This window comes from Paenibacillus woosongensis (assembly GCF_009725165.1).
In the GTDB taxonomy this organism is placed as follows: Bacteria; Bacillota; Bacilli; order Paenibacillales; family Paenibacillaceae; genus Fontibacillus; species Fontibacillus woosongensis.
In genome coordinates this window covers 64,570-88,864 of record NZ_WNZW01000015.1, presented here as the reverse complement: position 1 = coordinate 88,864, position 24,295 = coordinate 64,570, and the positions used below count along the sequence as shown (strand labels likewise).

Here is a 24,295-nt window from a genome sequence, read left to right as displayed (position 1 = left end):
CCAGAAGTCATCATAGATGGCTGTGGGGCGCCCCTTTTTTAGAAGCTAAGTTATCCGTTTCTGCAGAATCAATTTTGCGGAATCCATTTCTCCCTTGCCTGAACCCCATTCTTTGACTCATCTTATATAAGCTATCGAACATTTGAACTCGAACACTAAATGGAAATCATGTATCTAATTTTGCTCCAAACGAGTGGTTCAATAGATTAGCTGGATTAGATGCACCTAAAATTAAGATTCCCGCCCATGATGGATTAATCCCCTTCTTCTAACGCCATGAAATCCATTTAAATCCGCTTTCCGTTCTTTGCCACAGAAACTAACTACTATAAATCCATTTAGATCGAGAAGTCCGCGATTCATGCTCGGCAAAAGGGGAGGTGGATAGCGTGATTGGTCACCATCAACCTGTTCGAGGGGCTATCCCAAAATGCAAGTACCACTCGTTTCTATCTTCTTTTGGGCAAATATTTTTTACCACAGAATAATGGGGCAGCCAACCTAGCCCTTTGGCTGCCTCAAGTGTAATCGTTTCTACATATTTCTTCTTTCTACTGATTAATTTGGCCGCCATCCACCGTGTAGATGGACTGGGCTACATAAGAGGCATCATCAGATAACAGGAAGACCGCTACATTTGCTACTTCATCCGCCTCTCCGTATCTTCCCATAGGTACTGCGGAACTAAATGCTTGTCTTGCACCTTCGGCGTCCTCAGGAACCGTATTCTTCTCAATTTGGCGCATCATGCGGGTATTGATTACCCCGGGTGCTACCGCATTCACCCTTACACCGAAGGGGGCTGCTTCTAGCGCCACCACTCTGGTCATCCCAATCACTGCATGCTTGGAGCTGTTGTAGCCAACAAAGCCGGGAGAGCCGATTAGCCCTGCGCCTGAGGAGGTATTGACGATACTGCCGTACCCTTGCTTCTTCATCACAGGAACAACGTATTTAAGCCCAAGGAACGCGCCCTTGACATTGACGTTAAGGACCATTTCAAAGGTGTCTGTCGGATAATCCTCTACATTGGCAGTAATCCCTTCTATTCCTGCATTGTTAAAGAAGCCATCAATTTTGCCAAACTTCTCAACGGCTGCATCGACATAGGCTTTGACCTCTTCTTCATTCGCGACATTGGCCTTAAGGGCAAGGGCCCTTGAATCATCGAGGCCTAATTCTGAAATGACTTGCTGGACTGCCTCTACATTCAAGTCGACCAAAACAAGCTTAGCTCCCTGCTCTGCCAATTTTTTTGCCGTTGCCTTTCCAATCCCGCCTACAGCGCCCGTAATCAATACTACTTTGCCCTCAAATTTACTCATATTTGGATTGCCTCCTTCGCTATACTGCTTCCGGATGTCCTGCCATTTTGCAGTTTACCCATAACGGATTCCCCCGATACAACTTTCAGTGGCATGAAAAAGAACCCTTGATTCAAATGCAGATCAAAGGTTCCGGGTTAAATGATACTAATTGTATATAGGGACTTTCTCGCTTAGGGCGAGCGTCTGTGATGTTAGAGCGTGAACTTCCTGGATAAGTGCAGGGTTTTGCAGTAATGATACGCCATAAGAAGGAATCATCTCTTTGATCTTCGGCTCCCAGGCCTCCATATATTGCGGGAAGCACTTGCTGATTACCTCAAGCATGACGGAAACCGCGGTTGAGGCACCCGGAGAAGCGCCAAGCAATGCAGCGATCGAGCCGTCGGCTGCGCTGATTACTTCAGTGCCAAATTGCAGCGTTCCTTTGCCGGCATCCGTATCCTTGATAACTTGCACACGTTGACCAGCTATCAGCAAATCCCAATCCTCGCTTCTCGCATTCGGGATAAATTCCCGAAGTTCTTCCATGCGTTTTTCTTTGGATAACATCACTTGCTGAATCAGGTATTTTGTCAGTGGAACGTTCTTTACCCCGGCTGCCAGCATCGTTACGAGATTATTCGGCTTTACGGACGTAATCAAATCGAACATGGAGCCGGATTTCAAGAATTTCGGCGAGAAGCCGGCAAACGGTCCAAACAACAACGATTTTTTATTGTCGATAAATCTTGTATCCAGATGCGGAACGGACATAGGAGGAGCGCCCACCTTAGCCTTGCCGTATACCTTGGCATGATGCTGCTCGACCACATCCGGATCGTTACATACCATAAATAGTCCGCTTACCGGGAACCCTCCGATATGTTTACTTTCCGGAATGCCGGTTTTCTGTAGCAGATGCAGGCTTCCTCCCCCGCCGCCAATAAAGACAAACTTCGCAGCATGGTACTCGACGCTGCCGGTATCGGCATTCCGTACCTTCAGTTCCCACAAGCCGTCGCTAGTACGCTTAATATTGTCTACGCCATGTTTATATTTTATATCAACGCCCTGACTCTTTAGGTGCCCGAACAATATGCGCGTTAAAGCCCCAAAATTGACATCCGTCCCCGACTCGATTCTTGTCGCCGCTATAGGGTCGCTGACTGGACGGTCCTTCATCATTAACGGGATCCATTCCATCAATTTCTCAGGATCATCGGAGAACTCCATCTCCCGAAACAGAGGATTGGTTGATAGCGCTTTAAAACGCTTCTTCAAAAACGAGACATCCTTCTCCCCCTGCACAAAACTCATATGAGGGATCGGGGCGATAAAGTCCCGCGGATTGCGGATCAGATTGCTGTTTACAAGGTAAGACCAAAACTGCATGGACACTTGAAACTGTTCATTAATTTTGATAGCTTTGCTAATATCTACAGATCCGTCCGGTCTTTCGGTGGTGTAGTTAAGCTCGCACAGCGCCGCATGCCCTGTCCCCGCATTATTCCATTCGTTAGAGCTTTCCTCTCCTGCATTGGCAAGCTTCTCAAACACTGTAATTTCCCAGTCCGGTACTAATTCCTTCAGCAGTGTCCCCAAAGTTGCACTCATAATCCCGGCACCAATTAAGATAACATCTGTACTTGTTTGTCTGTTACTCATTTTTACCGTCCTTATACCCTAAGATTTGCAGAAAGGATGTAGGCGCTCCTGCGCAGGCGTTCCGCTTGCCAGTACGGAAACTAGTCACACACCTTTTCTGGATCGATTTTTATAATTTCTTTACCTGATCTTAGTGTATCAATAATACTGATAGATTAAAATATTTATTTAGTATAAATATGATAATTTTAATCGATAGTTGGCCTTAAAGTTATGGTCACCACGGTTCCTTCTCCCGGCTCACTTTGCACTTGGATCAAGCCGTTATGCAAATCAATTATTTTTTTGACGATGGAAAGACCTAGGCCACTGCCCCCGAAATTGCGGTTCCTTGATGGGTCTGCTTTATAGAATCTCTCAAATATGTGCATCAAAGCTTCTTTTTCCATGCCGATACCCGTATCTTGAATTTTTACAATGAGAAGGTTATCGGACGATTTCAACGCTTCAACCCTGATGATTCCTTCTCTTGGTGTGAATTTAATACTGTTATGGAGCAGGTTCATCCATACTTGTTCCATCAGATCCTTATTGGCAGTGACATTTAATTCCTCAAGAGCGATATCCATATTGATCTGCTTCTCAGCCCATTGCGGTTCAATGGCAAGAATGCTTCGGCGAAGCTGGCGGTCTAATCGATAGTTTTGTTGGTCAAAAAGGAATTTATCAGACTCTAGCGAGGTGAGCTTCAGTAAATTTTCACTTAACTTTGAAAGCCTGCTGCTTTCCATTTCTATAATTTCTAAGTAATGCTTACGTTCCTCAGGACCTAACTCCTCGTTCTTTAAGGCATGGGCAAACCCACTGATCGAAGTTAGCGGAGACTGGATTTCATGCGAGACATTTGAAATAAATTCTTGCCGCATTTCCTCCATTGCACTGAGTTTGCCTGCCATATCCCTAATACTCTCAACAATTCTGGAATAGGGGTGACCTCGTCCCTGGTGTTGATTTCTATAATATGAAAGATCGATATTAAAGTTTCCTTCAGCCATCATTTTCATGGCCTGAATGATCGGATGCAAAAATTGTTCTTGCCGGCTTTTTACCCATTTGATATTCGCTACAATAGCCATGCAAGAGCCAAATAGAAAAAATCCCAATAACGAGTTAATTAGCTGCCTGACATAGTCGTCAGGAACATAGTGAATCCTATCAAACAGCCAAGATGTAACCAAGTAGGCACAGGACCAAAATAACAGCAAGGTTAATATGAGTGCCAAAAAACCCGAAATTCGCTTTATTATTTCCAGCAGCTTCAAGGGGTGACCTCCAGACGATAACCGAGTCCACGGATTGTTGTAATTTTAAAGGGGCAATCTTCGTAAGAGAAACGTTGCCGCAATCGCTTGATGTGAACATCAACCGTTCGCTCATCCCCCTCATAGTCAAATCCCCAAATATCCTCAATCAATTGCTCCCTTGAAAAAGTTTGCTGCGGATGTGTTGCCAGCTTAAACAGCAGCTCAAATTCTTTCAGTGGTAAGGTCTGCTCCTTGCTCCCCATAAAAATTCTATAGGAAGCACGGTCAATCAAGACATCCCCGAGTTCAATCCGATTGGATACGGTAATTTTATGGCGCTTGAGTAATGCTTTAACCCGAGCAACGAGCTCAGCCGGAGCAAAGGGTTTAACCATATAATCATCCGTTCCGAGATCAAACCCTTTCACTTTCTGAGCTGTCTCTCCTTTCGCCGTTAACATTAAAATGGGCAGTATACTGGAGTAATAGGTTCGTATTTCACGGCAAAATGTCCAGCCGTCCATATTGGGCATCATGATATCAAGAATAATAAGATCGACTTTGTCCTTGTCGAGCAAGGATAATGCTGCCTCTCCATCCGCTGCTTCCAGAGCCGATAAGCCTTCTCTGGAAAGAAGAACGCGAATCAATTCACGGATGTGAGGATCATCATCTACGATTAATATCGTTGTCACGGTATTCATTCCTCATTTATGATTTAAATTAAGAGTATCCCCCGTTGGCATTTGCTGTCAAAGCCTTTCAGCTAAGTCTGGCGCATATAGGCACGTACGGTGAGCGGTGCGAAGATGGCCACAATAACCACGGCGCCCATGAGAGAGATCGTCACATCCGAACTGGCGGCTCCCGAGTTGGTAAGCTCCCGGATGGCCGTAACGAGGTGCGAGATCGGATTAATCTTTACAAACCATTGCAGCCAGCCAGGCATCGTCTCAGCCGGCACAAAAGCATTGGAGACAAAGGTGAGCGGGAACAGTACAATCATCGAAATGCCCTGAACGCTTGATGCAGTACGCGCAATCACGCCAAAGAAAGCAAAAATCCAACTGATTGCCCAAGCACACGCAATAACGAGTAGTGCGGCAATGGCAACACTCCCTAATCCTCCCTCAGGCCGATAGCCCATGATATAGCCCATAGTAAAGGTAAGCACAGTCGCAATGGTATACCGGATGGTATCCGCCAAAAGAGCGCCCGCTAACGGGGCAATTCGGGCAATAGGCAGTGACTTAAATCGGTCGAATACACCTTTATCCATATCCTCACGCAATTGAACGCCGGTGACAACGGAGGTTGTGATCACAGTCTGCACAAGGATTCCAGGAATAATAACCGGCAAATAGCTTAGTACATTTCCTGAAATAGCTCCGCCAAAAATGTAAGTGAACATCAAGGTGAAGATAATGGGTTGAAGCGTAACATCAAACAATTGCTCGGGGGTGCGCCGAATTTTTAAAAGTCCCCGGTAAGCCATGATTAAGGAATTTCTTACAGCTTGGCCGAAGCTGGTTCTGTTACGTAATTGACGTGCGGCAACTGGGGTTATTGGAGTATTTCTCATAAGCTTACCTCGCTTTCTTTTTCCGATTGATTTGCAGCCATTGCTGCATTCTCCTTATCAACCTGACCCGTAATCGTTAAAAAGACTTCATCCAGAGTAGGTTTCTGTACGCTTAACTCTGCTAATTGGATTCCCGCTTCGCGAAGGGCGATCAGCAGATCAGTGACTCGGTCGGCATCCCCCATCGGGGCAACAATCCTTCCGCCTTCCGATGAGACCGATGACCTTACCTCTAGAATTCGGTCAATCCTTTGCCGAGCCTCTGGAATGTCCTGCGGATTTATAATGCTTAAATGCAAGGATGAGGTGCCTATGGAGGCCTTTAGTTCATTTACGGTTCCCTCGGCAACAACACGACCATGATCGATCACCGCAATCCGGTCAGCCAGTTCATCTGCTTCTTGCAGATATTGTGTGGTTAACAGTACAGTTGAGCCCACCTCTACCAGCCGGCGGATCGTTTCCCACATCTGATTGCGTGTTCGCGGATCCAGCCCCGTAGTCGGTTCATCTAAAAAAATCAGCGGCGGCTGTGCAATAAGGCTTGCTGCCAAATCCAGCCTGCGGCGCATCCCGCCTGAGAAATTTTTTAAGGGACGCCTTGCGGCTTCCGTTAAACTAAATTCCTCTAGCAGCTCTGCTGCCTTTCGCTTTGCCTCAGAACGGCTGAGCCCTAATAATTGGGAGAAGATGATCAGGTTCTCAGTAGCACTGAGAGACTCATCTACCGAGGCATATTGACCAGTCACTCCAACCAACTGGCGCACAATTTGCGCCTCCTTCACAACATCGTATCCGAAAATCCGTGCCGAACCTTCGTCCGGCCGCAGTAATGTCGCTAACATTCTGATTGTGGTCGTCTTCCCTGCCCCATTTGGGCCGAGCACCCCATAAATGGAACCAGCGGGAACTTTCAGATCTACCCTGTCCACCGCACGATTGCCGCCAAAGTTTTTAACTAATCCTTGCGCTTCAACGGCCCAATCGCCCTTAACTGCCAAGGGTTTCTTAACTTGATGATTACTCAATGCGAATCCTCCCTTTCCTGTGTGTATTGCTGAATACATTCGGATGATAAAGAGGTTTTATGAACTGAATATGAACTAAGGCGACCCAGAAGGTCGCCTTAGTTCATATTATTCTAGTCGCCTAATTTACTCATGATGTTGTTCTGAAGTCCTTTCAACCAGCCCACAATGTCAGCTGCCGATTCCATGTACCTCTGCCCTATAAGCACGCCGGTATGCGTTGTATTCCAAAGACCCTTGTATTCAGCGCGGAGATGCTCCGCTGTCAATCTGCCCCGGCGGTCGTCATCATCACAGCTTACAGCCTTGATAACCAGACATGGGCAAGAAATGGCGCTGCTGTCTATAGATATGCCCTTTGATTCGGCCGAAAAAGCAAAAGCGTTATATGCCCTGGACGACTCCATCGCCAGGTACTTCCTTTGGAATGCAATGTCCTCTGCCGATTCATCTATGCTGGAATGTTCTTCACGGGCTGGGGCTGGCATTACGATAGCAGCTGTCAAAGGCTCTAAGTGTTCGTAGGGTACTAAACCGCATCGAGCGAAAATTGATTTCTGCCTTGTACCGGTTACCTCGGGAAGCTTGGCATATTACCCGGTTCCCTGATCACCCAAGAAGCCGCAGCATGCTGGATATTATGGAACAAACATGGCTTTTGCGGTTAAAGGGGATGGATGTCTTAGATGAATGGGTAAACTCAGGGCCCGAACAGCAAATAACCCCGTAGTTGTATAAGAACCTACGGGGTTATATTCTCAGTTATGGTCTCATAGGGCTAGCTAGCCCTGATCCTCTACAATCTCTTGCACCTCTTGCAAATGCTCCTTCGCCAGCTCTAATCTTTCTTTATATTGCTGAACGGTATCCATATGTTCATTGTGCTGCTCTGCATTGAAGAGTGCATTTTCTGCGTGAGATATTGAATTAACCGCATGCTCAACCGTAGGCTCCCCTGGGTGCGACATCGCTTGCCTCACTGAACGATCCGCCTTTTGAACAGAGTTGCTCAGCAGCGTGCTCGGGTGATCCTGTTTCCAGCTTGTGTCTGAATGCTTAGCCAATGATGTACCATCCCTTCTGCCATTGAAATCATAATTATCAGGCATAGTATTGGGAATTGTCCCGGAATTATTCATTGGTGAACAAGCTGGCATAATTACAGCGGCGTGTAGAAATTTTGGGTATAGTATGGAACCTCATTTATGAATTTAACTCCAACTCCAAGCGTTGTATAGCCACTAGTCAGCATATTATTCCGATGTCCGGACGAATTTAGCCAGCTGTAATGAGCATCGATTGCATTTATATGACCGCCTGCAATATTCTCACCTGTTGCCTTAAATTTGGTTAGGCCTTGGGCGGCCATTCGGTCACCAGGTGATTTGCCATCAGGATTAGTATGGGCAAAAAAATCCCGTACCCCCATATCCTCGCTATGCAGGCGAGCGGCAACAGCAGCCTTCTCATTCCAGGTTAGAGGCTTTAAGCCTTTGCTTACACGGAAGGTATTCGTCAAGTCAAACACTTGAAGCTCATATGCCTTTAATGTATCCTCAGTAACGTTAATATTGTACACATAATCGAAATTGCTATTATTGGTTACAAATACCCCATCAACTCGCCCATTCTCATGATCATCTGTGAACAGCGTTATTTCAATGTCATCCATTTGATAGTAGACGACATTATAAGAGCTGCCTACACTTTCTCCCCATAGTTTGTCCGCTCTAGATCTCAAATCGGCAAGTCCTGTTCCCTTATCCTCGCCGCCAAAGCGCCAGCCTGCCCCGTTAGAAAATAAGGCAACAACCTCTTGATTCATAATTCCGACTTGAGCATATTTCTTCAAGTCCCGGTTGTAGATATACCATGTCATATCACCGCTTATATTATCTTTACGATTCGGCTGCCCTAACGCCGCAATGACGTCAGCTTCGGAATCGCCGATTTGTACGCCTTGAAGATCGATGGCTGATGGCGCCAGTGTCTCCTGCTTAATTACGTTTTCATCCTCTTTAGCAGAGCCATCCTCTACCCGTTCCCCCTGTTTCAAGCGAAAGAAGAAGGTCTGCGCTTCTGCACGAGTTAAAGTGTCATTCGGAGCAAATCCCTCAACGCCTGATCCATTCTTACCTTCAGCTAAACCCTCGTCTAACATAAATTGGACGGCTTCTGTCACCGTTAAGGTTGTACCCATCATCCCTGTCATCAATTGTGCTGCATGTCCGCGTGTAATTGACACGTGGGGCTGCTGTTTTACCTGTAAATTCAACTCTTTAGCCAACCTATAGTAAGGCGCATGCCATATCTCGCCCGCCTTTGCAGCTTCTATTTGCAGTTCAGGGTATGTACGCAAAAGCATAACTAAAAATTCAGCCTCAGTAACTGATTTGGAGGGCTTAAATGATCCATCCGGATAACCACTCGCTATCCCCTGACCCTTCGACCACATTATTTTCTCATAGGCCCAATGCGAGCTAGGCACATCCGCAAACATCGACGGGGCAGCCCAAATCCCCTTAGGCACTCCGATCCATACTGCTGCCGCAATGCCTACGACACCAGCTATCTTTAACCAACGATTTTTTCCCACAGCAATCTCCCCTTAAACTCTTGATGTTCTTCTACGCAACCCTTCATAATTCGACAAAATAAAATAGAATCCCTCTTATTAGAAGAAGGATTCTATTTATCTCAATCTATTTATTTCGACTCCCGTTCCAAAGTTCAGAGTCATTCCTGCATCTCGTTCTCAATCCGCTTCATGAACTCCTCGGCGGCGCTGTAGCCAAGCTGCTTGAGATACCAGTTGTTCGCTGCGGCCTCGATCAGACCAGCGACATCACGCCCTGGTTGAAGCTGGACTTCAATATGCGGTATCTTAACGCCTAGGTATTCCGTGAACTGAGGTTCTACTTCCAGTTCGTTGTTCAAAGAATTTTCCTCCCATGGGGCCAGCTCGATGTCCAGTACGATCCGCGTCTCGTCCTGAAAGGCCCTGCGTCCATACTGCCTTACAACATTAATCAGTCCAACACTGCGCAGCGCGAGGAACTCACGCGTGGTCTCATTATGCGTACCGAGAAGAGTTGCAGGGCCGAGCTTCTTAAGCACTACAATATCATCGGCCACGAACCGGTGGCCTCTCCGAATGAGCGTATGCGCTGTTTCGCTCTTGCCAATTCCCGACTTGCCCCGAAGAAGAACGCCTATACCCGATACATTTACACACACGCCATGGATCGATATTTCAGGCGCAAGCGCCTTAATCAGATAGCTGTCCAGCTTGGCGATAAATTCCGTTGTCGTCTCCGTTGTCCGCAGCAGTGGGATACCTTCTTGTTCGCAGAACAAGATTAGATAGGGGATCTCCTGCTGCCCTGAAGTCACAATGAAGCATGGCGGATGATATTTGACGACGTTTCCAATATGCAGCTTGCGTTCCTCAACGGTTAAGGTCAATAAATAGTTAATTTCCTTGCGGCCGAGCACCTGCACCCGGTTCATAGGGAAAAAATCAAAATACCCGACAAACTCCAGCCCAGGTCTATGCGTCCGTGGACGGGTAATCACACGGTCCGTATGGCTGTCTCCCGCAAGCACTTCCAGATGGAAGGCTTCCTTCAGTTTTTGAACAGTGACCGTTTTCATGATGTTCTCCTCCTGCGGTTAAGGCGTCCTGGCATGCGCCTGTTGTTCATTACTCGATTTCGAATATATTCAACAACCGGGAGGGTTGTTCCTGCTAGGATGTCCAGATGCCAAAATTTTCTTGACAACCTGCCAATGCGGATATATATTTATTGACAATGATAATCATTATCATAATATCGGGTCACAATTACATTTTTTATAAAGGAAGGGTACTTGCATGAATTCAAAACGAGGATTCTCATTCAAACCACTACTTATCTCACTGGGTCTTGTACTAGCTCTGGTGGGTTGTTCGAGCCAGCAATCCAGCTCAACACCAAGCGAGGGTACTTCAGTAAATACCGAAACGCCTAATACGGAAGCCCCTGCTGCCCAGGAGACAAATGCTGAATATCCGATCGTAATCAAGCATGCTTTTGGAGAAACCACCATCGACAGCAAGCCTGAACGAGTCGCTACCATTCAATGGGCGAATCATGATGTTGTTCTCGCTCTTGGCGTTGTACCTGTAGGCTTCTCGGCTGCGAATTATGGTGTTCAGGATGACAGCGGACTGCTGCCTTGGACAGCAGAAAAGCTCAAGGAACTTGGCGTAAACGACCCGAATGTGTTCCAAGATACGGACGGCCTTGACTTTGAAGCGATTTCAGACGCAGAACCGGATGTCATTCTTGCAGCTTACTCCGGTATTACGCAGGAAGACTATGATATTCTTAGCCAAATTGCTCCGGTGGTGGCCTATCCGACCACTCCTTGGTTAACCACTTGGCGTGAACAAGTCCTGCTGAATGCAACAGGCATGGGCATGAAAGCGGAAGGCGAACAGCTCATTAAGGACACGGAGAAACTGATCAAGGAAAAGGCCGGTGAGCATCCTCAGATCCAAGGCAAAAAAGTAGTCTGGGTCAACTTTTCGGCCAAAGACATGTCCAAACTACATATTTATACGCCTGCAGACCCTCGCGGCTCTTTTCTGGAGGAATTAGGACTGGTCTATCCTGAAAGTGTTACGGAGCAGATTGCGGATCCAACCAGCTACTCCATGAATTTAAGCGCCGAGAATGCAGATATGCTTAACGATGCGGATATTTTGATCGGGTATGGCGGCGAAGACTTGTATAATGCCGTGAAGGCAGATCCCCTGCTGGGTAAAATTCCGGCGATCGAAAGAGGCTCTGTCGTGTTTATCGGCGACGGTACACCTCTGGCAGCTTCCGGAAACCCCAATCCACTTTCAATTGCTTATACCATTGATGAATATCTCGGGTTAATCGATGAAGCTATCCGTAAAATCAATGAATAGTTCTGCGATTCCAAAAAAGCAACACTCAGACTCGCATACCCCGAGAAACTTCAGGATGGTTCTGGTAATTTGTTTTATCCTGCTGGGGGTTTGCGTGATTGCCTCTCTGGTCTTGGGCTCTCGGCTGATCAGCTTCCATGAACTGATCGACGGTTTATTCCACCGAGACGTCGATTCCTACGGGGCAAACGTCGTTCGCAAGCGAATTTCCCGAACCGTATTCAGCTTGTTTGGCGGTGCGGCACTGGGAATTTCCGGGGCGTTAATGCAATCGGTCACACGCAACCCGATTGCCGACCCGAGTATACTCGGAGTCAATACAGGCGCATCCTTGTTTGTAGTTTGCGGAATTGCATTTTTGAACATTAGCACCGCTAATCAATATATTTGGCTGGCTTTAGCCGGGGCTGCCACTACGGCAGTTTTCGTATTCGGAATCGGCTCGATGGGGCGTGGCGGCGCCACGCCCATTAAGCTTGTACTGGCGGGAGCCGCCACAAGCGCCGCTCTTTCCTCTCTGGTCACAGCTATCATGATTCCACGCTCTTATGTCATGGATCAATTCAGGTTTTGGCAAGTAGGAAGCGTTGGTTCCGCAACCTGGAGCGGGATTGCTACCTTCGCCCCGTTTCTGATTGTTGGCATATTGACAGCTATAATTACGGCCCCAGCATTGAATGCGCTGGCACTGGGAGACGAAGTTGCAACCGGCCAAGGCGTTCGTACAGGATTGCTGAGGCTTGTTGCGGCTCTTGCAGGGGTTCTCTTGTGCGGTGCTACGACCGCGCTGGCAGGCCCTATTGGTTTTGTCGGGCTGTTGGCCACTCACGCCATCCGCCTGATTCTCGGCCCTGACTTGCGGTTTGTTATCCCGATGTCAGCGATTTCGGGAGCCATTATTTTAACGATATCTGATGTATGCGGCAGGCTCATCGGCAGTCCCGGAGAGCTTGAGGTCGGCGTCGTAACCGCGTTCATAGGAGCTCCAATACTCATCATTCTAGCGATGAAATCGAAAGTGCGTTCATTATGAGAAATCAATCGATCGAATTTATTATGGCAGGCAGACGTCAAAGACGCCGCCGTTGGATTCTTGTCACTAGCCTTCTTGCTGTACTTGCGGGCATGCTTTGCTGCGCTATGCTGTTACTGGGGAGCACCATTTATCCGGTGCAAGATGTCATTCGGGCACTTTCGGGAGAACACCTCAAAGGCGTGTCTTTTGCGGTGAATTCGATTCGTTTGCCGAGAATGCTGGCAGGTCTTTTTGCCGGATTTGCCTTCGGCATTGCCGGGTATACATTCCAGACCATGCTGCGCAATCCCCTTGCGAATCCGAATGTCATCGGGATTACTTCCGGCTCAAGCGCGGCGGCTGTTTTTTGCATCATCGTGCTTCATACAAGCAGAGCTGTCGTTTCCGCAGCCTCCGTCATTGCCGGGCTTGCTACCGTCCTACTCATTTATATGTTATCCAGAGGAAAATCCTTTTCGGTCGGGCGATTGATCCTGGTCGGAATAGGCATCCAGGCCATGCTTGACGCAGTGATATCCTATCTTCTGCTCGTTAGCGCGCAACAGGATATTCCCGCAGCACTGAGGTGGCTCACCGGCAGTCTGAATGGCTCTCAAATGCACGAGCTCCCGCCTCTTGTCATTACGGTTATTATTGCTGCACCTATCATTATTGTGCTGGGAAAACATCTGGATATATTGGAGCTAGGAGAGCAATCGGCTTCTTCTCTCGGTGTAGATACCGACAAGACAAGAATCGCTCTCATTGTGAGCTCCGTCTGCATGATTGCGATGGCTACCGCGACCACGGGTCCAATAGCCTTTGTCTCCTTCCTTTCGGGGCCGATCGCAAAAAGACTGGTCGGCGTCGGCTTCTCCAACGTCATTCCGGCCGGCCTGGTTGGTATTAATTTGGTTTTGGCGGCAGATCTGATCGGTCAATTTGCTTTTGAGTACAGATTCCCTGTGGGTATCATCACCGGGTTACTTGGGGCGCCGTATTTGATCTTCTTGCTCATCCGAATGAATCGAAAGGGAGAATTATAATGAAACCGACACATATTTTTCAAGCGGAAGAAGTCGTAGCGGGCTATGATCATAAAGCCGTGATCCACGGAGTAAGCCTTGGTATTCCTAGCCAACAAATCAGCGTCATTATTGGAGCAAATGGCTGCGGAAAGTCCACGCTTCTGAAAACATTGGCGAGATTGATCAAGCCTGTATCCGGCAGCATCACGCTGGACGGCAGGCCCATCGGCAAAATTCCGCCCAAGAAATTGGCCAGGGTCATAGGGCTGCTGCCGCAGTCCCCCATCGTCCCGGAGGGCATTTCAGTCGCGGATCTGGTGGGCCGGGGAAGGTTTCCGCACCAATCCTGGCACACCGGATGGACCAAAAAGGATGCCGAGGCCGTTGCCGAAGCAATGAGGATTATGGACATAACGGAGCTTGCCAATCACCATATTGACGAGCTGTCAGGCGGTCAAAGGCAGCGCGTATGGATTGCCATGGCTCTGGCGCAGCAAACCGACATTTTATTTCTCGATGAACCGACAACCTTTCTAGACATCACCTATCAAGTCGAGATTCTTGACCTGCTCACAGACCTTAACCGGAAATACGGAACAACGATTGTTATGGTTCTTCATGATATCAACTTGTCCGCCCGGTATGCAGACTATATTTTTGCGCTTCAAGAAGGAAAGCTTATGGCAGAGGGTGAACCATCCAAGGTAATTACAAGCACTTTAGTTAAAGACATTTTTGGACTGGATTGCACGGTGATCAAAGACCCCGTTTCAGGCTCGCCTTTGGTAATACCCAAAGGACGATATCATGTTAATGATGAATATTCTCCTGAAAATGATGATTAACACGCCTGCTGCGGAATGGCAAATTTTAAGGACATCCTTAACGGATGTCCTACTTGCGTTCCCTAACCCATCTAATGTGTCTTTACATTGAACAATGGATATCCTAATGATAAGATTTAATGTGAATTGGACTGTTTGTAATAAATAAACATTATGTTGAGGTGTCAGATGAAATTCTTTAAGTTTGTTGCCCTCACCCTATCCATAATCGCTGTGTTATTTACAGGGGCAGTCTTATATATCCTAAACTAGAGTATCTTTAGCATCCATTCGAGGTTACTCATTAATCTGCTGATTCTTTTTCGCCAGCTGCTGCTCCGCAAGCCGAACCATTTCCCGGACCATGGATCCGCCAATTTTACCGCCAACCTGGCCGACCGATTCCGTCGTCAGATCACCATTTCCACCAGGCTGTAAAGGAACCCCTAATTCCTCCGCTACCTCATATTTGACATCGTCCGGCCGGTTGGGGTCCACAGTATATCCCTCGCGCCTCATCACGTCTGCTTTAAAAGCCTGCATGCCTTCTTCCGCTCCTGGCACGACATATTTCCTTCTTCTTGCCATTTCGACGAACACTCCTTATGCCTTTTTCCTAACATGCCCGAAAGCCGTATCATTCATTCTGATTCACTTTTCAGTACCATGATTTAATTCCTCAAATCATCAGGGTGCCTCATGTTGGGACAACCTGTCTGCTTTTTATTTTAACAATCTGGCAATACTTTCAGATGTGCGCGCAATATTCTCTTTGCCGCTAGCCAGCAAGGATTCAAGATCCGCTGCGCCAGGCACAATTCCAAAGATGGCATCAAATCCTTCATCGTACAAAGACTCCACATCCTGGCCTATATGTCCAGCCATTGCGATGACTTTGATGTTGCTGTTAACACTTTTGGCGGCTTGCGCAACACCAAATGGCGTTTTACCAAATTTCGTTTGAAAGTCGATACCGCCTTCACCTGTAAAGCAGTAATCGGCATTTTGCAGTTCCTCTTTTAAATTTGTTTTTTCGACTACGATATCAATCCCTTTTTGCATGGTCGAATTCGTGAAAGCCAATAATCCTCCGCCAAGACCACCTGCTCCCCCTGCCCCAGGCACATCTACAATATCAATTCCCAGCTCCTGCTTCACGATTTCACTGAAGTGCCTTAAGTTTCGATCCAGAATTTGCACCATTTCAGGCGTAGCGCCCTTCTGCGGGCCAAAAACGACCGACGCCCCGCGCTCTCCGCACAATGGATTAGTGACATCCGAGGCCACAACAATATTTATACACTTCAATTCCGGGAGTACACCCGCAGCATCAATCCTGTCCAGGCCATCGAGATATCCCCCGCCAAACAATAGCTCTTCTCCCTGCTTATTCAGGAACTTATACCCCAGCGCCGCAGCCATTCCTGTGCCTGCATCATTCGTAGCGCTTCCGCCTATGCCCAGGATGATATCTGTTATGCCTCTTTCAATACAATCCTTTATTAATTCACCTGTCCCATAGGTCGTTGTAATCAGAGGATTTCTGCTTTCCTTGGTTACATGATGAATGCCGCTGGCCGATGCCATTTCAATAACGCCTGTTTTTCCGTCACCCAGAATACCATAGTGGGCAACGACCTTTGTACCCAAAGGACCAGTCACTTCTTTTTGGATCAATTTACCGCCAGTAGCATTAACCAAAGATTGCACGGTGCCTTCCCCGCCATCAGCCATCGGCACATGAATACATTCCGCATCAGGAATAGCTCTTTTGATCCCCATTTCCATCGCCTCGCAAACTTCCTTCGCTGTCATGCTTTCTTTAAAAGAATCGGGAGCCAACACAAACTTTTTTGCCATTGTATGTTCCATTCCTTTCGAATTCTCCTCAACATGATCTGGTTGTTTCACTATGGATAACCCTTTCATTGATTACGCTCTCAGTATATTTAAATCACGCTTTTAACTATTGATAGATCCATGAATAAAATCGATTTCGTAAACATTGACCTTTATCGTTAATTAGTGAAAAATAGAGTTCATCCATGATCGAGGAGGCGGTTTCAATGGTAACCATAAATAAAAGGACAGATTATAGAAGGATAACGCCTACTCGTCCATAAACCGCGTGTTTCCTTCTTATGAGGGTAACCACAACATGCAAGAATATCAAATAATTAAAATGAAAGATTACTCCAATGATCAGATTGATCGAATTCGAAGCTTAGAACAAATTTGCAAAATAAACGATAGGTCAACTTTAAGGGTGGGTATAGACAGTCTTAAAGCTGTAGGCGGAGATGAGGCATATCTTTGTCTTTGCGGTAATCGATTAATTGGCTTTTTTAGTTGGTATACTTCCGACGGGACTGAAGCCAATATTAACGGGATGGTTTTCGATGAATCTAAAACAATTCCAGGCAGACGCATCAAAGCACTCGTCCTTCATCTTAAGATTAGCGGAAGATCAAGATTTAGAATTTATGATTATCTGTTCTTCACAAGCCTTTGGCGATTCGGAGACCTGGACTAGGAATTATTTTGCTCGTACAAGGGAACCTGAACGAGTTAGTTACATCGCTCTGAACAACCTGGACCCAATTGGGATGATCAGGGTCAATTACGTGAGTAGGGATACTGCTGTTATTCACGACTTATGTGTGCTTCCGCTGCACCAAGGCAAAGGATATGGCCGTAAAATTCTTAATGGGATAGTTAAACTATTATTGGAGCAGAAGTGTTCGACAATTCGCCTGGGGGTAGTAACTGACAATAGACGTGCGTTAAACCTCTATCATTCGATAGGGTTTGAGGTATCTTCTGAGTTTCATTATTATGTAATTTCTACTAATGCCGTTCGTTAAATTGTAGGCGCCGTCCCTCAAGCGTTCCAGCGATTGCTGGACGAGGAAAACGGCGCTTTGATGTTGACGGCAACCAGCCTGTCGAAATCCTCCACCTAGGCTGGCTTTAGTAAGCCGAGTTCATCATAATGGCGCAATGTCTTCACCGTCACGCCGCCCAGCTTCGCGAACGCTCCAATTTTACGTACAGACACCTTTTTTACTTCTGACTCAACTTCCGTCTTATATCAGCTACCTCTTCATCATCAGGCTCCTGTCCACCGTATCTAACCCGGTAATACAGCTTGATTAACGGCTCTATGGCAGATTCGTGGGTATCCTGTCCAGGCTTCGCTCTCTGACCCTTCTTCTTATCGTCATGGAGCTGCAGATCCCGGGCTATTTCCAACGGAGTAAGCCCAGGCTTCCATTCGGTGCCTTCATGGAGTCTGGTTAAGAGTAAACGCCGATACAAAAAGCGTACTCTCTCTTGATTGCTGCGCATATCCTCATATCGCTCCTGGCGCTTGCCGAACCGGGCAAGAGCGCCCCTCCATTGGCCCCATTTCTGCCGCTTCTCCTCCCATGAGAAAATCGAACTCTCCTCGTCACGATAGCCCGCGCTTTCACCAGCCCGGTCCTGCCGGCGCAGCAGCGCCACCAGGCGGTCAATACTGCGCTTCCAGAAGCCCCCTGCGTTTTTATACAACCAGTGAAGTACAAATACGACTATGGCCGCAACCACAGCACCGCCGATCACATAGAAAAGAATATCCAGAATCTGCGATAACAGACCGGGCTTGGGTACTCCCTCCGGAATAAACATCATCGGCGGCTCCTGATGTTCTTCCGGTTGCGGCGCCTTCGGTTCCCCGGATGAACGCGTAAGCCAGGCGACGATATGTCTGATGATTTCCAGCAGCATATGGCCGATCCAACGCCCGACTCCCGCTGCAAGCAGAACAATAAGCCCCAAAATAATGACGATAAAAACGGTATTATGCCGGCGCAATCCCCTCGGCAGCGGAGACACTGATTTATTAGACAACGTTGTATAACGCAAGTATTCATAATTTGTCACGAACAGCGCGATCCCCAGGCAGGCCGCACCCAGCCAGGTAATCAGACCAAGCTCTCCACGCAGCAGAGTAATTCTTGAATAAGCAATTCCAGCGACAAAATATAACGCAGTCCCAAACCAGTACAGCCTGGCTTCCCCTACCCGCGAGGCAGCCGTCATCCCTTGCAGCGCAAACAACGCCGCGCCGAGACCGATCAAGGAGGCCAGCCCCCCTGCTCCAGCTCCTATGAAAATAGCGGCGTAAACAATGCCGATCAGGACGGCGCTCCCAAGCTTTTTCCACAAGACCGGCACATAACTGTAAATAGCTGCGCCGAGCAAAGAAATAAACGGCAGGATTACCATCCAGCCCAAAGGTAAAAAACGCGGGCTCAGCAGGATAACTGCAGCAAGATAGAGCGGAATCAGCACCACTAACTCGCCAAGGCAGGACAAGCATAGTTTCAATGTTCTTATTAAGTAATGGCTACCCTTATTTCCCATTAAGAATGCCCTCCAGCGCCATCATCCTATGACTTTTAGTGAGTGCTCTACAAAGCATGGCATAACAGCTTAATTAAAACACAGGTTCGATTTCGGGAATAATCATCCATTCCATTCCGTTCCCCCGCCGCAGCAGTTGATCGGCTGCCTTGCTCAGCTTCTCCCCCTGATGGCAGGTTATAAGTAAATAATCTGTATCTACGGGCTCCTCACTCAGCACCTCTTCGAGCAAAGTCGGCATGGAGACCGTTCGGTCGAGAACCAGTCTGGCCAAGGTCGTCAGCAAGAGCTCAAACTGGTCCGCAGCAGCGGAGGGGCCGATACGGACAGATTGTCTTGGTCCATCGATCAGATGTCCATTGCAGATGAAGCCTGTCTCAATCCCGCTGCGCAGCGCCTGATCAGCAACGGTAGCCGCGTACCTGATCCCCAGCTCAATCCGCTCCGGATCATTAATATTGCGCCACATCGTATCGCTATCCTCCAGATTGAGACAGATGACTAACCGATGATCGGCCGTATAGTCGCGCTTATGAACCTGCATAGTTCCCGTGCGAGCAGTTGCCTTCCAGTTGATCGATCCCATCGCATCTCCGGGACGGTATTCGCGGATCCCCGAGGTCAAGAACGGGTCCTCCACAATCCAGCGCTGCACCGCCAGCTCCCCAATCCAGCTATGATTCGGCAGCGGCAGTTCCTGCAAAGCCAAGATTTGCGGATATACCAGCAGCTCCAGATGAAGCGGAAATTTATGAGCCCTGGAGATCAGCCCTAACGGATCGCCTGTCGTCAGCGTAGCCGAATCGAGGCGGAAGAGGCCGCGCCGTGCGCACATCACCTGATGATGTCTCTTAATCCGGCGATAAGGACGAAGATAGAACAGACTGATATGATTTTGATAAATATCACCGGTGTATATATCCAGGTTAGCCTGGTCACCGAACCGGAGTCCGGTCTGGATGCTTGACTCCAATCGCAGCCAGGGGAGCGGCAGCCATTTCGCATTGGAGATCACCTCCACCATTTCGACCGTATCCCCTTCGAAGACCGCATCCTTCGTGAAGTAACGGGTATAAGTCAGCCCTCTCATCGCCCCTCGCTGATACACGAGCGACAGCACTCCGATCAGAATGCAAGCGCTTATCATCAACCAGGTTAATTGCACGTCTCCACCTACTTCCTTCTTCCTGCCCGTACATCCTCAGCAGGGACCTCCACTTCACTGAGCACTTGACGCACTACAGCATCTCCTTGTTGATCATCAGGGCGGAGTCCGCGGCGCACCAGCAGGCGATGGGCCAGCACCGGCTCGGCAACCCGCTTGATATCATCCGGCGTTACATAATCGCGCCCTTGAAGCAGAGCGATTCCCTGCGAGGCACGCAGCAAAGCACTGCTCGCCCGTGGACTAGCGCCCAGCCGCACATCAGGATGCCGCCGGGTCGCCTCAGTAAGACGAACCATGTACTCCAGCAAATCCCTGGATACGCTGATTCCAGCCACAAACCGCTGTACAGCAGCAACTTCCACACCAGCAGCTACAGGGCCTAACTCCTGCAGCGGGCTTTGTACCTGGAACCGCTGCAGAATGTCTACGCCCTCCTCAAGCGATGGATAACCAACCTCAATACGCATCAGGAAGCGGTCAAGCTGAGCTTCAGGGAGCGGGAACGTTCCCTGGTTATCGATCGGATTCTGAGTTGCCATAACGAAGAACGGTCTGGCCAGCTCATGGGTCACGCCGTCTATCGTCACCTGCCGTTCCTCCATGCATTCCAATAGACTGGACTGGGTCCGCGGCGTGGCCCGGTTAATCTCATCGGCCAGCAACACCTGAGTGAACACAGGGCCTGGCCTGAACTCGAACTCACTTGTCTTCTGGTTATAGAAATTGATTCCGCTCAGATCAGAGGGCAATAAATCAGGGGTAAATTGGATTCTCTTAAACTGTCCGTCCAGTGAACGGGCCAGAGCCTTGGCCATCAGCGTTTTGCCCGTCCCAGGCACATCCTCCAGCAGCACATGTCCGTTGCCGAACAAGGAAGCCAGCAACAGTTCAATCACTTCTTCCTTCCCCACGATCACTTGGCTGACATTGGCGCGAATCCGCTTCGATATCGATACTGCTTCCTGCAAATTCATCATTTCACCGCCTAAAAGAGTTATGTTGCAACTACAGCTTGCGTTCTCTACCCACATAGTAGGTTTCTGCAGGTCCCAGATAGCTGTCTGCAGGTTCCTTGCCTACCGGATAAATGACCAGTTTCTCTAATACAAAAGCCGGACATACGGCAAAAATCCTTAATGTATTTAATCCTTCCCGGCAGCGGATTCCCGATCTGTACCTGCGAATGTGATCAAGCACACCTGCAGCCCAATTCCTGTCATCCACCCGATAGCCCTCAGGAAGTGTATTGACTACGTTGATCTCTTCCTCGTTGGCCTGGATCCCGCATAATAATGTCCCTTCATTTGTCACTGGATTAGACGGCTGCATATAGAGCTCTATCTCATACGCTCCGCCTTCCTGTACCCAGAAATGATATTCCAGATAAGGGGCGTCTTCACCGGCCGTAAAGTATTCTGTTGTCGGAAAGGCCTTCACCGCGGATAAGGTCTTGCCATACCCGTGTATCACTTCAAATCTGCTAGCTTCCCCATTCTCCTTGACGGCTTCCTTGTTCAGAGCATAATGTTCAGCTTCTATGGAAATGTACCCGTTCGTTTCTATGAAGGTCATGTTAGGCAGCTCATTAAAATCAAGGTTAGACACGTTTACCATTATTGTACAGGTCCCTACCGGCATTTCAATAACAATATGGCCTTCGGTCTCGCCCTTCATCGCGCTGCGGTCTATTTTCACATGAATGATTTCCGTAGTTTTCTCTTTACCGTCCAGGCTTCCGCTCAGGCTTGAACATGTCAGCCACGGATGATTGCAGATAATCCTATACTCCGCAGGCAGATCGCTAATACTGGAAATCGTAAAGGAAGCTTCCTCCACATCCGGCTGCAGAAAGTCATTCATAACTAATTTATTGATATGCCATGCGCTTCCTTCACTGCGCTGCGTCGTTCCATCTACAGTGACCAATAATCTAGGTTTATTTGCAGGCAAAACATGCATGAGAATCGGATTGTGGGCTTCGTCTTCATTCCATTGCGTAAAGCCGATATGCTCGGAGAGCCCCATGCCGTACCATCTGCCATGATCTATCGTATGGAATTGCTTCACAAGCTCCCGATCTCTATTCATACATTCTCGAATCCGCTCCGCAAGCTTGTTGGCTTCTATTTCCCCGAGCTTGGCTTTGTAATGATTCTTACCGGTGAGCAGCCACATTTTTTGCAGATTGAGATTCCCGACAGCCGGATAATAGACTAGCGCAAAATAAACCGGCAAATCCGCTTCATCCACCGTCTCAACCAGTTCATTCGCCAGATCCAACAGGTGATCGATTTGATGCAGCAAATCATCCGCTTCCTTATAATTTACCGGGTGATAGACATTTGAATTCATATGTTCGGGTCTGCGCTTATGGGCAATCCGGGTATAGCCTGTCAGCAGCTCAAAGACCTTCTCCATCTCTTCCTCATGGAACACGCCGGCAAACTGCCTCCGAATCCATTGCTTCGTATAGAGATCCGTCTTGTTGATAGCTTGCGTTCCCCACGTTTCAAAGTCATAGGCCATGTCCAGGAAATAAGATAACGGGAATTCCTGAGTTGCAATATCGCCCACATTGACGATCCAAAGATCGCGGACACCAAAGTCATACGCCATCGTCATTTGCTCCCATATTTTCGGAAGGTAAGAACTGTTGATCCATTCATATGAAATCGGACCGCCATGGTAATCAAAATGATAATACATCCCATAACCGCCCCTGTGGCTGCGCATTTCTTCCGTTGGCAGGGTCCTTAAATTGCCGTGGTTATCGTCGCAAAGCATCAGAATGACGTCCGTGAGTTCCTCGGAGTTGATCAATCCTGCCGTTGTTTCATCGCCATAAAAGAACGGCTCCACTTCTTTATATAAAGCCAGCATTCTTGGTACTTCGGAAAGGTTAGGATGGACCTGTTCCTGAATCAACCGATTTTGGGTCTGCAATACCTCTCGCAGCAGCTGGATATTGTCCGCCAGCGTAGCTTCTTTACCCATGATGGCCGTATCCGCCTCGCCCCGCATCCCGACCGTAATCACGCTCTCATATTTGCCGCTCCGCTTCAGGCCGTCTTCCCAGAATTTTGTGATCCCTTCCCGGTTCGTGATGAAATTCCACGCATCCCCATAAATTGAGTCCTTTCCGCGGAGATATTTATATTCCTCTCCATACCGCAAGCAAGGCTCATGATGGGAAGCCCCCATGACGACGCCATATTCATCCGCCAATTCCGCATTAGCCAGGCCCGGGCCGTCATCATAGAAACGAGCTGACCACATCGCAGGCCAGAGATAATTCCCCTTCAATCTGAGCAGCAATTCAAACACATGCTCATACATTTCCACATTAAACCCGCCGAAATTTTTCATGGTCCAATTCCCAAACGCCGGCCATTCATCATTGATAAAAAAGCCGCGAAAACGAACAGAGGGCTCCTTAGAGATATATTTCAAATCCGCAGCCAAATTAAAAGATGCTTTGTGCTGCGGCTTCACATTCGCCCAGTCCACCAACGGAGAAACCCCAAGCCGCTCCGACAGATGAAACAGACCGTAGATCGTACCGCGTTTATCACTGCCTGCGATGACCAGGGCCTTTTCGACACCTTCAAAGGGACGCTCAACGACCTGGAATAAAAACACTTCCCTCTTTCCCTGGATTTCTGACAAATTAATCAGCTGTTTCTCTTCCAGCTCGAGCAGCATCGGACTGTGGCCCGCGGTTCCATACACAATAGCATTCTTCCCCAGCTGACTTCTGTCTGTGGTGGCTTGCGGTGCATAACCAAATACCAGTTCTACGTCGTGCATCACCTTGCGGGCAATCTTATTCACGCCGCTAAAAGCTTCCTCTTCCCGGTAAAATAACGCGTCTGACATGGATGCTCCGCCATTTGAAGCGGTTACATTTTTCAAAATCTCTTGAGATATCGTGAATTCCATAGTGGCTTCCTTTCCGCTGCTGTTTTTTTATCCAGTATATGCTCTCTTCATATAATTACAGCAAAGTATATATTAGATTGGTTGTTAAAAGATATATACTAACTTAAGAAAAAGGTTTGCAAATTAAA

23 protein-coding genes are annotated in these 24,295 nt (G+C 48.0%); 6 read left to right on the top strand and 17 right to left on the bottom strand.

Annotated elements, in window-relative coordinates; all coding sequences use genetic code 11:
* Window positions 1-551: 551 nt before the first annotated feature.
* The 10 genes from GNP95_RS22775 to hprK form a co-directional block, all read right to left on the bottom strand.
* Window positions 552-1,325, bottom strand: coding sequence for an SDR family NAD(P)-dependent oxidoreductase (locus GNP95_RS22775; protein WP_155613121.1), 774 nt, complete (start codon window positions 1,323-1,325; stop codon window positions 552-554).
* A gap of 147 nt (window positions 1,326-1,472) precedes the next feature.
* The gene (locus GNP95_RS22770; RefSeq protein WP_155613120.1) at window positions 1,473-2,972 is read right to left on the bottom strand and encodes a malate:quinone oxidoreductase; all 1,500 of its coding nucleotides are present in this window, start codon (window positions 2,970-2,972) and stop codon (window positions 1,473-1,475) included.
* A 188-nt stretch (window positions 2,973-3,160) separates the two neighbouring features.
* Window positions 3,161-4,234, bottom strand: a complete 1,074-nt coding sequence (locus GNP95_RS22765) for a sensor histidine kinase (protein ID WP_155613119.1) — start codon at window positions 4,232-4,234, stop codon at window positions 3,161-3,163.
* Window positions 4,231-4,911 (bottom strand): response regulator transcription factor, encoded by a 681-nt coding sequence (locus tag GNP95_RS22760; protein ID WP_330163583.1) that lies wholly within the window; start codon window positions 4,909-4,911, stop codon window positions 4,231-4,233. The genes GNP95_RS22765 and GNP95_RS22760 overlap by 4 nt, the downstream gene beginning before the upstream one ends.
* 71 nt (window positions 4,912-4,982) lie before the next feature.
* On the bottom strand, window positions 4,983-5,798 hold the full coding sequence (locus tag GNP95_RS22755; protein ID WP_155613117.1) for an ABC transporter permease: 816 nt from the start codon (window positions 5,796-5,798) through the stop codon (window positions 4,983-4,985).
* Window positions 5,795-6,826: an ATP-binding cassette domain-containing protein gene (locus GNP95_RS22750; RefSeq protein ID WP_230873968.1), complete on the bottom strand. Its 1,032-nt coding sequence runs from the start codon at window positions 6,824-6,826 to the stop codon at window positions 5,795-5,797. Before GNP95_RS22750 ends, GNP95_RS22755 begins: the two co-directional genes overlap by 4 nt.
* 113 nt (window positions 6,827-6,939) lie before the next feature.
* On the bottom strand, window positions 6,940-7,314 hold the full coding sequence (locus GNP95_RS22745; RefSeq protein WP_230873967.1) for a hypothetical protein: 375 nt from the start codon (window positions 7,312-7,314) through the stop codon (window positions 6,940-6,942).
* 294 nt (window positions 7,315-7,608) lie between these two features.
* Entirely contained in the window at window positions 7,609-7,890 is a 282-nt protein-coding gene (locus GNP95_RS22740; protein ID WP_155613115.1) for a hypothetical protein, read from the bottom strand.
* Between the two features lie 95 nt (window positions 7,891-7,985).
* Complete coding sequence (locus GNP95_RS22735; RefSeq protein ID WP_155613114.1) at window positions 7,986-9,422, bottom strand: CAP domain-containing protein; 1,437 nt, start codon at window positions 9,420-9,422, stop codon at window positions 7,986-7,988.
* Window positions 9,423-9,562: 140 nt separating this feature from the next.
* Entirely contained in the window at window positions 9,563-10,480 is a 918-nt protein-coding gene (gene hprK, locus GNP95_RS22730; protein WP_155613113.1) for an HPr(Ser) kinase/phosphatase, read from the bottom strand.
* Window positions 10,481-10,700: 220 nt separating this feature from the next.
* Here hprK and GNP95_RS22725 point away from each other — a divergent pair, with 220 nt between their 5' ends.
* The 4 genes from GNP95_RS22725 to GNP95_RS22710 are packed head-to-tail and all read left to right on the top strand — an operon-like array spanning window position 10,701 to window position 14,674.
* Complete coding sequence (locus GNP95_RS22725; RefSeq protein ID WP_155613112.1) at window positions 10,701-11,786, top strand: iron-siderophore ABC transporter substrate-binding protein; 1,086 nt, start codon at window positions 10,701-10,703, stop codon at window positions 11,784-11,786.
* A complete protein-coding gene (locus GNP95_RS22720; protein ID WP_155613111.1) occupies window positions 11,779-12,819 on the top strand; it encodes a FecCD family ABC transporter permease in 1,041 nt (346 codons plus the stop codon). The genes GNP95_RS22725 and GNP95_RS22720 overlap by 8 nt, the downstream gene beginning before the upstream one ends.
* The gene (locus GNP95_RS22715) at window positions 12,816-13,847 is read left to right on the top strand and encodes a FecCD family ABC transporter permease (RefSeq protein ID WP_155613110.1); all 1,032 of its coding nucleotides are present in this window, start codon (window positions 12,816-12,818) and stop codon (window positions 13,845-13,847) included. The genes GNP95_RS22720 and GNP95_RS22715 overlap by 4 nt, the downstream gene beginning before the upstream one ends.
* Complete coding sequence (locus GNP95_RS22710; protein ID WP_155613109.1) at window positions 13,847-14,674, top strand: ABC transporter ATP-binding protein; 828 nt, start codon at window positions 13,847-13,849, stop codon at window positions 14,672-14,674. The genes GNP95_RS22715 and GNP95_RS22710 overlap by 1 nt, the downstream gene beginning before the upstream one ends.
* A gap of 276 nt (window positions 14,675-14,950) precedes the next feature.
* On the opposite strand, the gene GNP95_RS22705 is transcribed toward GNP95_RS22710, so the two are convergent.
* Window positions 14,951-15,241 carry an alpha/beta-type small acid-soluble spore protein gene (locus tag GNP95_RS22705; protein WP_155613108.1) on the bottom strand — a complete coding sequence of 97 codons (291 nt, stop codon included), beginning with the start codon at window positions 15,239-15,241 and terminating at the stop codon, window positions 14,951-14,953.
* 135 nt (window positions 15,242-15,376) lie between these two features.
* Window positions 15,377-16,525, bottom strand: a complete 1,149-nt coding sequence (locus tag GNP95_RS22700) for a glycerate kinase family protein (RefSeq protein ID WP_230873966.1) — start codon at window positions 16,523-16,525, stop codon at window positions 15,377-15,379.
* Between the two features lie 286 nt (window positions 16,526-16,811).
* Between GNP95_RS22700 and GNP95_RS26305 the strand changes: the two genes are divergently transcribed.
* Together GNP95_RS26305 and GNP95_RS26795 are read left to right on the top strand one after the other, a co-directional pair.
* Window positions 16,812-17,186, top strand: a complete 375-nt coding sequence (locus GNP95_RS26305; RefSeq protein WP_230873965.1) for a hypothetical protein — start codon at window positions 16,812-16,814, stop codon at window positions 17,184-17,186.
* Window positions 17,137-17,517, top strand: coding sequence for a GNAT family N-acetyltransferase (locus GNP95_RS26795; protein ID WP_413773773.1), 381 nt, complete (start codon window positions 17,137-17,139; stop codon window positions 17,515-17,517). Before GNP95_RS26305 ends, GNP95_RS26795 begins: the two co-directional genes overlap by 50 nt.
* 95 nt (window positions 17,518-17,612) lie before the next feature.
* Here GNP95_RS26795 and GNP95_RS22690 read toward each other — a convergent pair whose 3' ends face one another.
* The 5 genes from GNP95_RS22690 to GNP95_RS22670 form a co-directional block, all read right to left on the bottom strand.
* Window positions 17,613-17,711, bottom strand: coding sequence for a MerR family DNA-binding transcriptional regulator (locus GNP95_RS22690; protein WP_330163582.1), 99 nt, complete (start codon window positions 17,709-17,711; stop codon window positions 17,613-17,615).
* Window positions 17,712-17,716: 5 nt separating this feature from the next.
* Window positions 17,717-19,060 (bottom strand): DUF4129 domain-containing protein, encoded by a 1,344-nt coding sequence (locus GNP95_RS22685; RefSeq protein ID WP_155613106.1) that lies wholly within the window; start codon window positions 19,058-19,060, stop codon window positions 17,717-17,719.
* Between the two features lie 73 nt (window positions 19,061-19,133).
* A complete protein-coding gene (locus GNP95_RS22680) occupies window positions 19,134-20,207 on the bottom strand; it encodes a DUF58 domain-containing protein (RefSeq protein WP_155613145.1) in 1,074 nt (357 codons plus the stop codon).
* A gap of 26 nt (window positions 20,208-20,233) precedes the next feature.
* Window positions 20,234-21,202 (bottom strand): AAA family ATPase, encoded by a 969-nt coding sequence (locus GNP95_RS22675; protein ID WP_155613105.1) that lies wholly within the window; start codon window positions 21,200-21,202, stop codon window positions 20,234-20,236.
* A gap of 31 nt (window positions 21,203-21,233) precedes the next feature.
* On the bottom strand, window positions 21,234-24,140 hold the full coding sequence (locus tag GNP95_RS22670) for a glycosyl hydrolase 115 family protein (protein WP_230873964.1): 2,907 nt from the start codon (window positions 24,138-24,140) through the stop codon (window positions 21,234-21,236).
* Window positions 24,141-24,295: the final 155 nt, after the last annotated feature.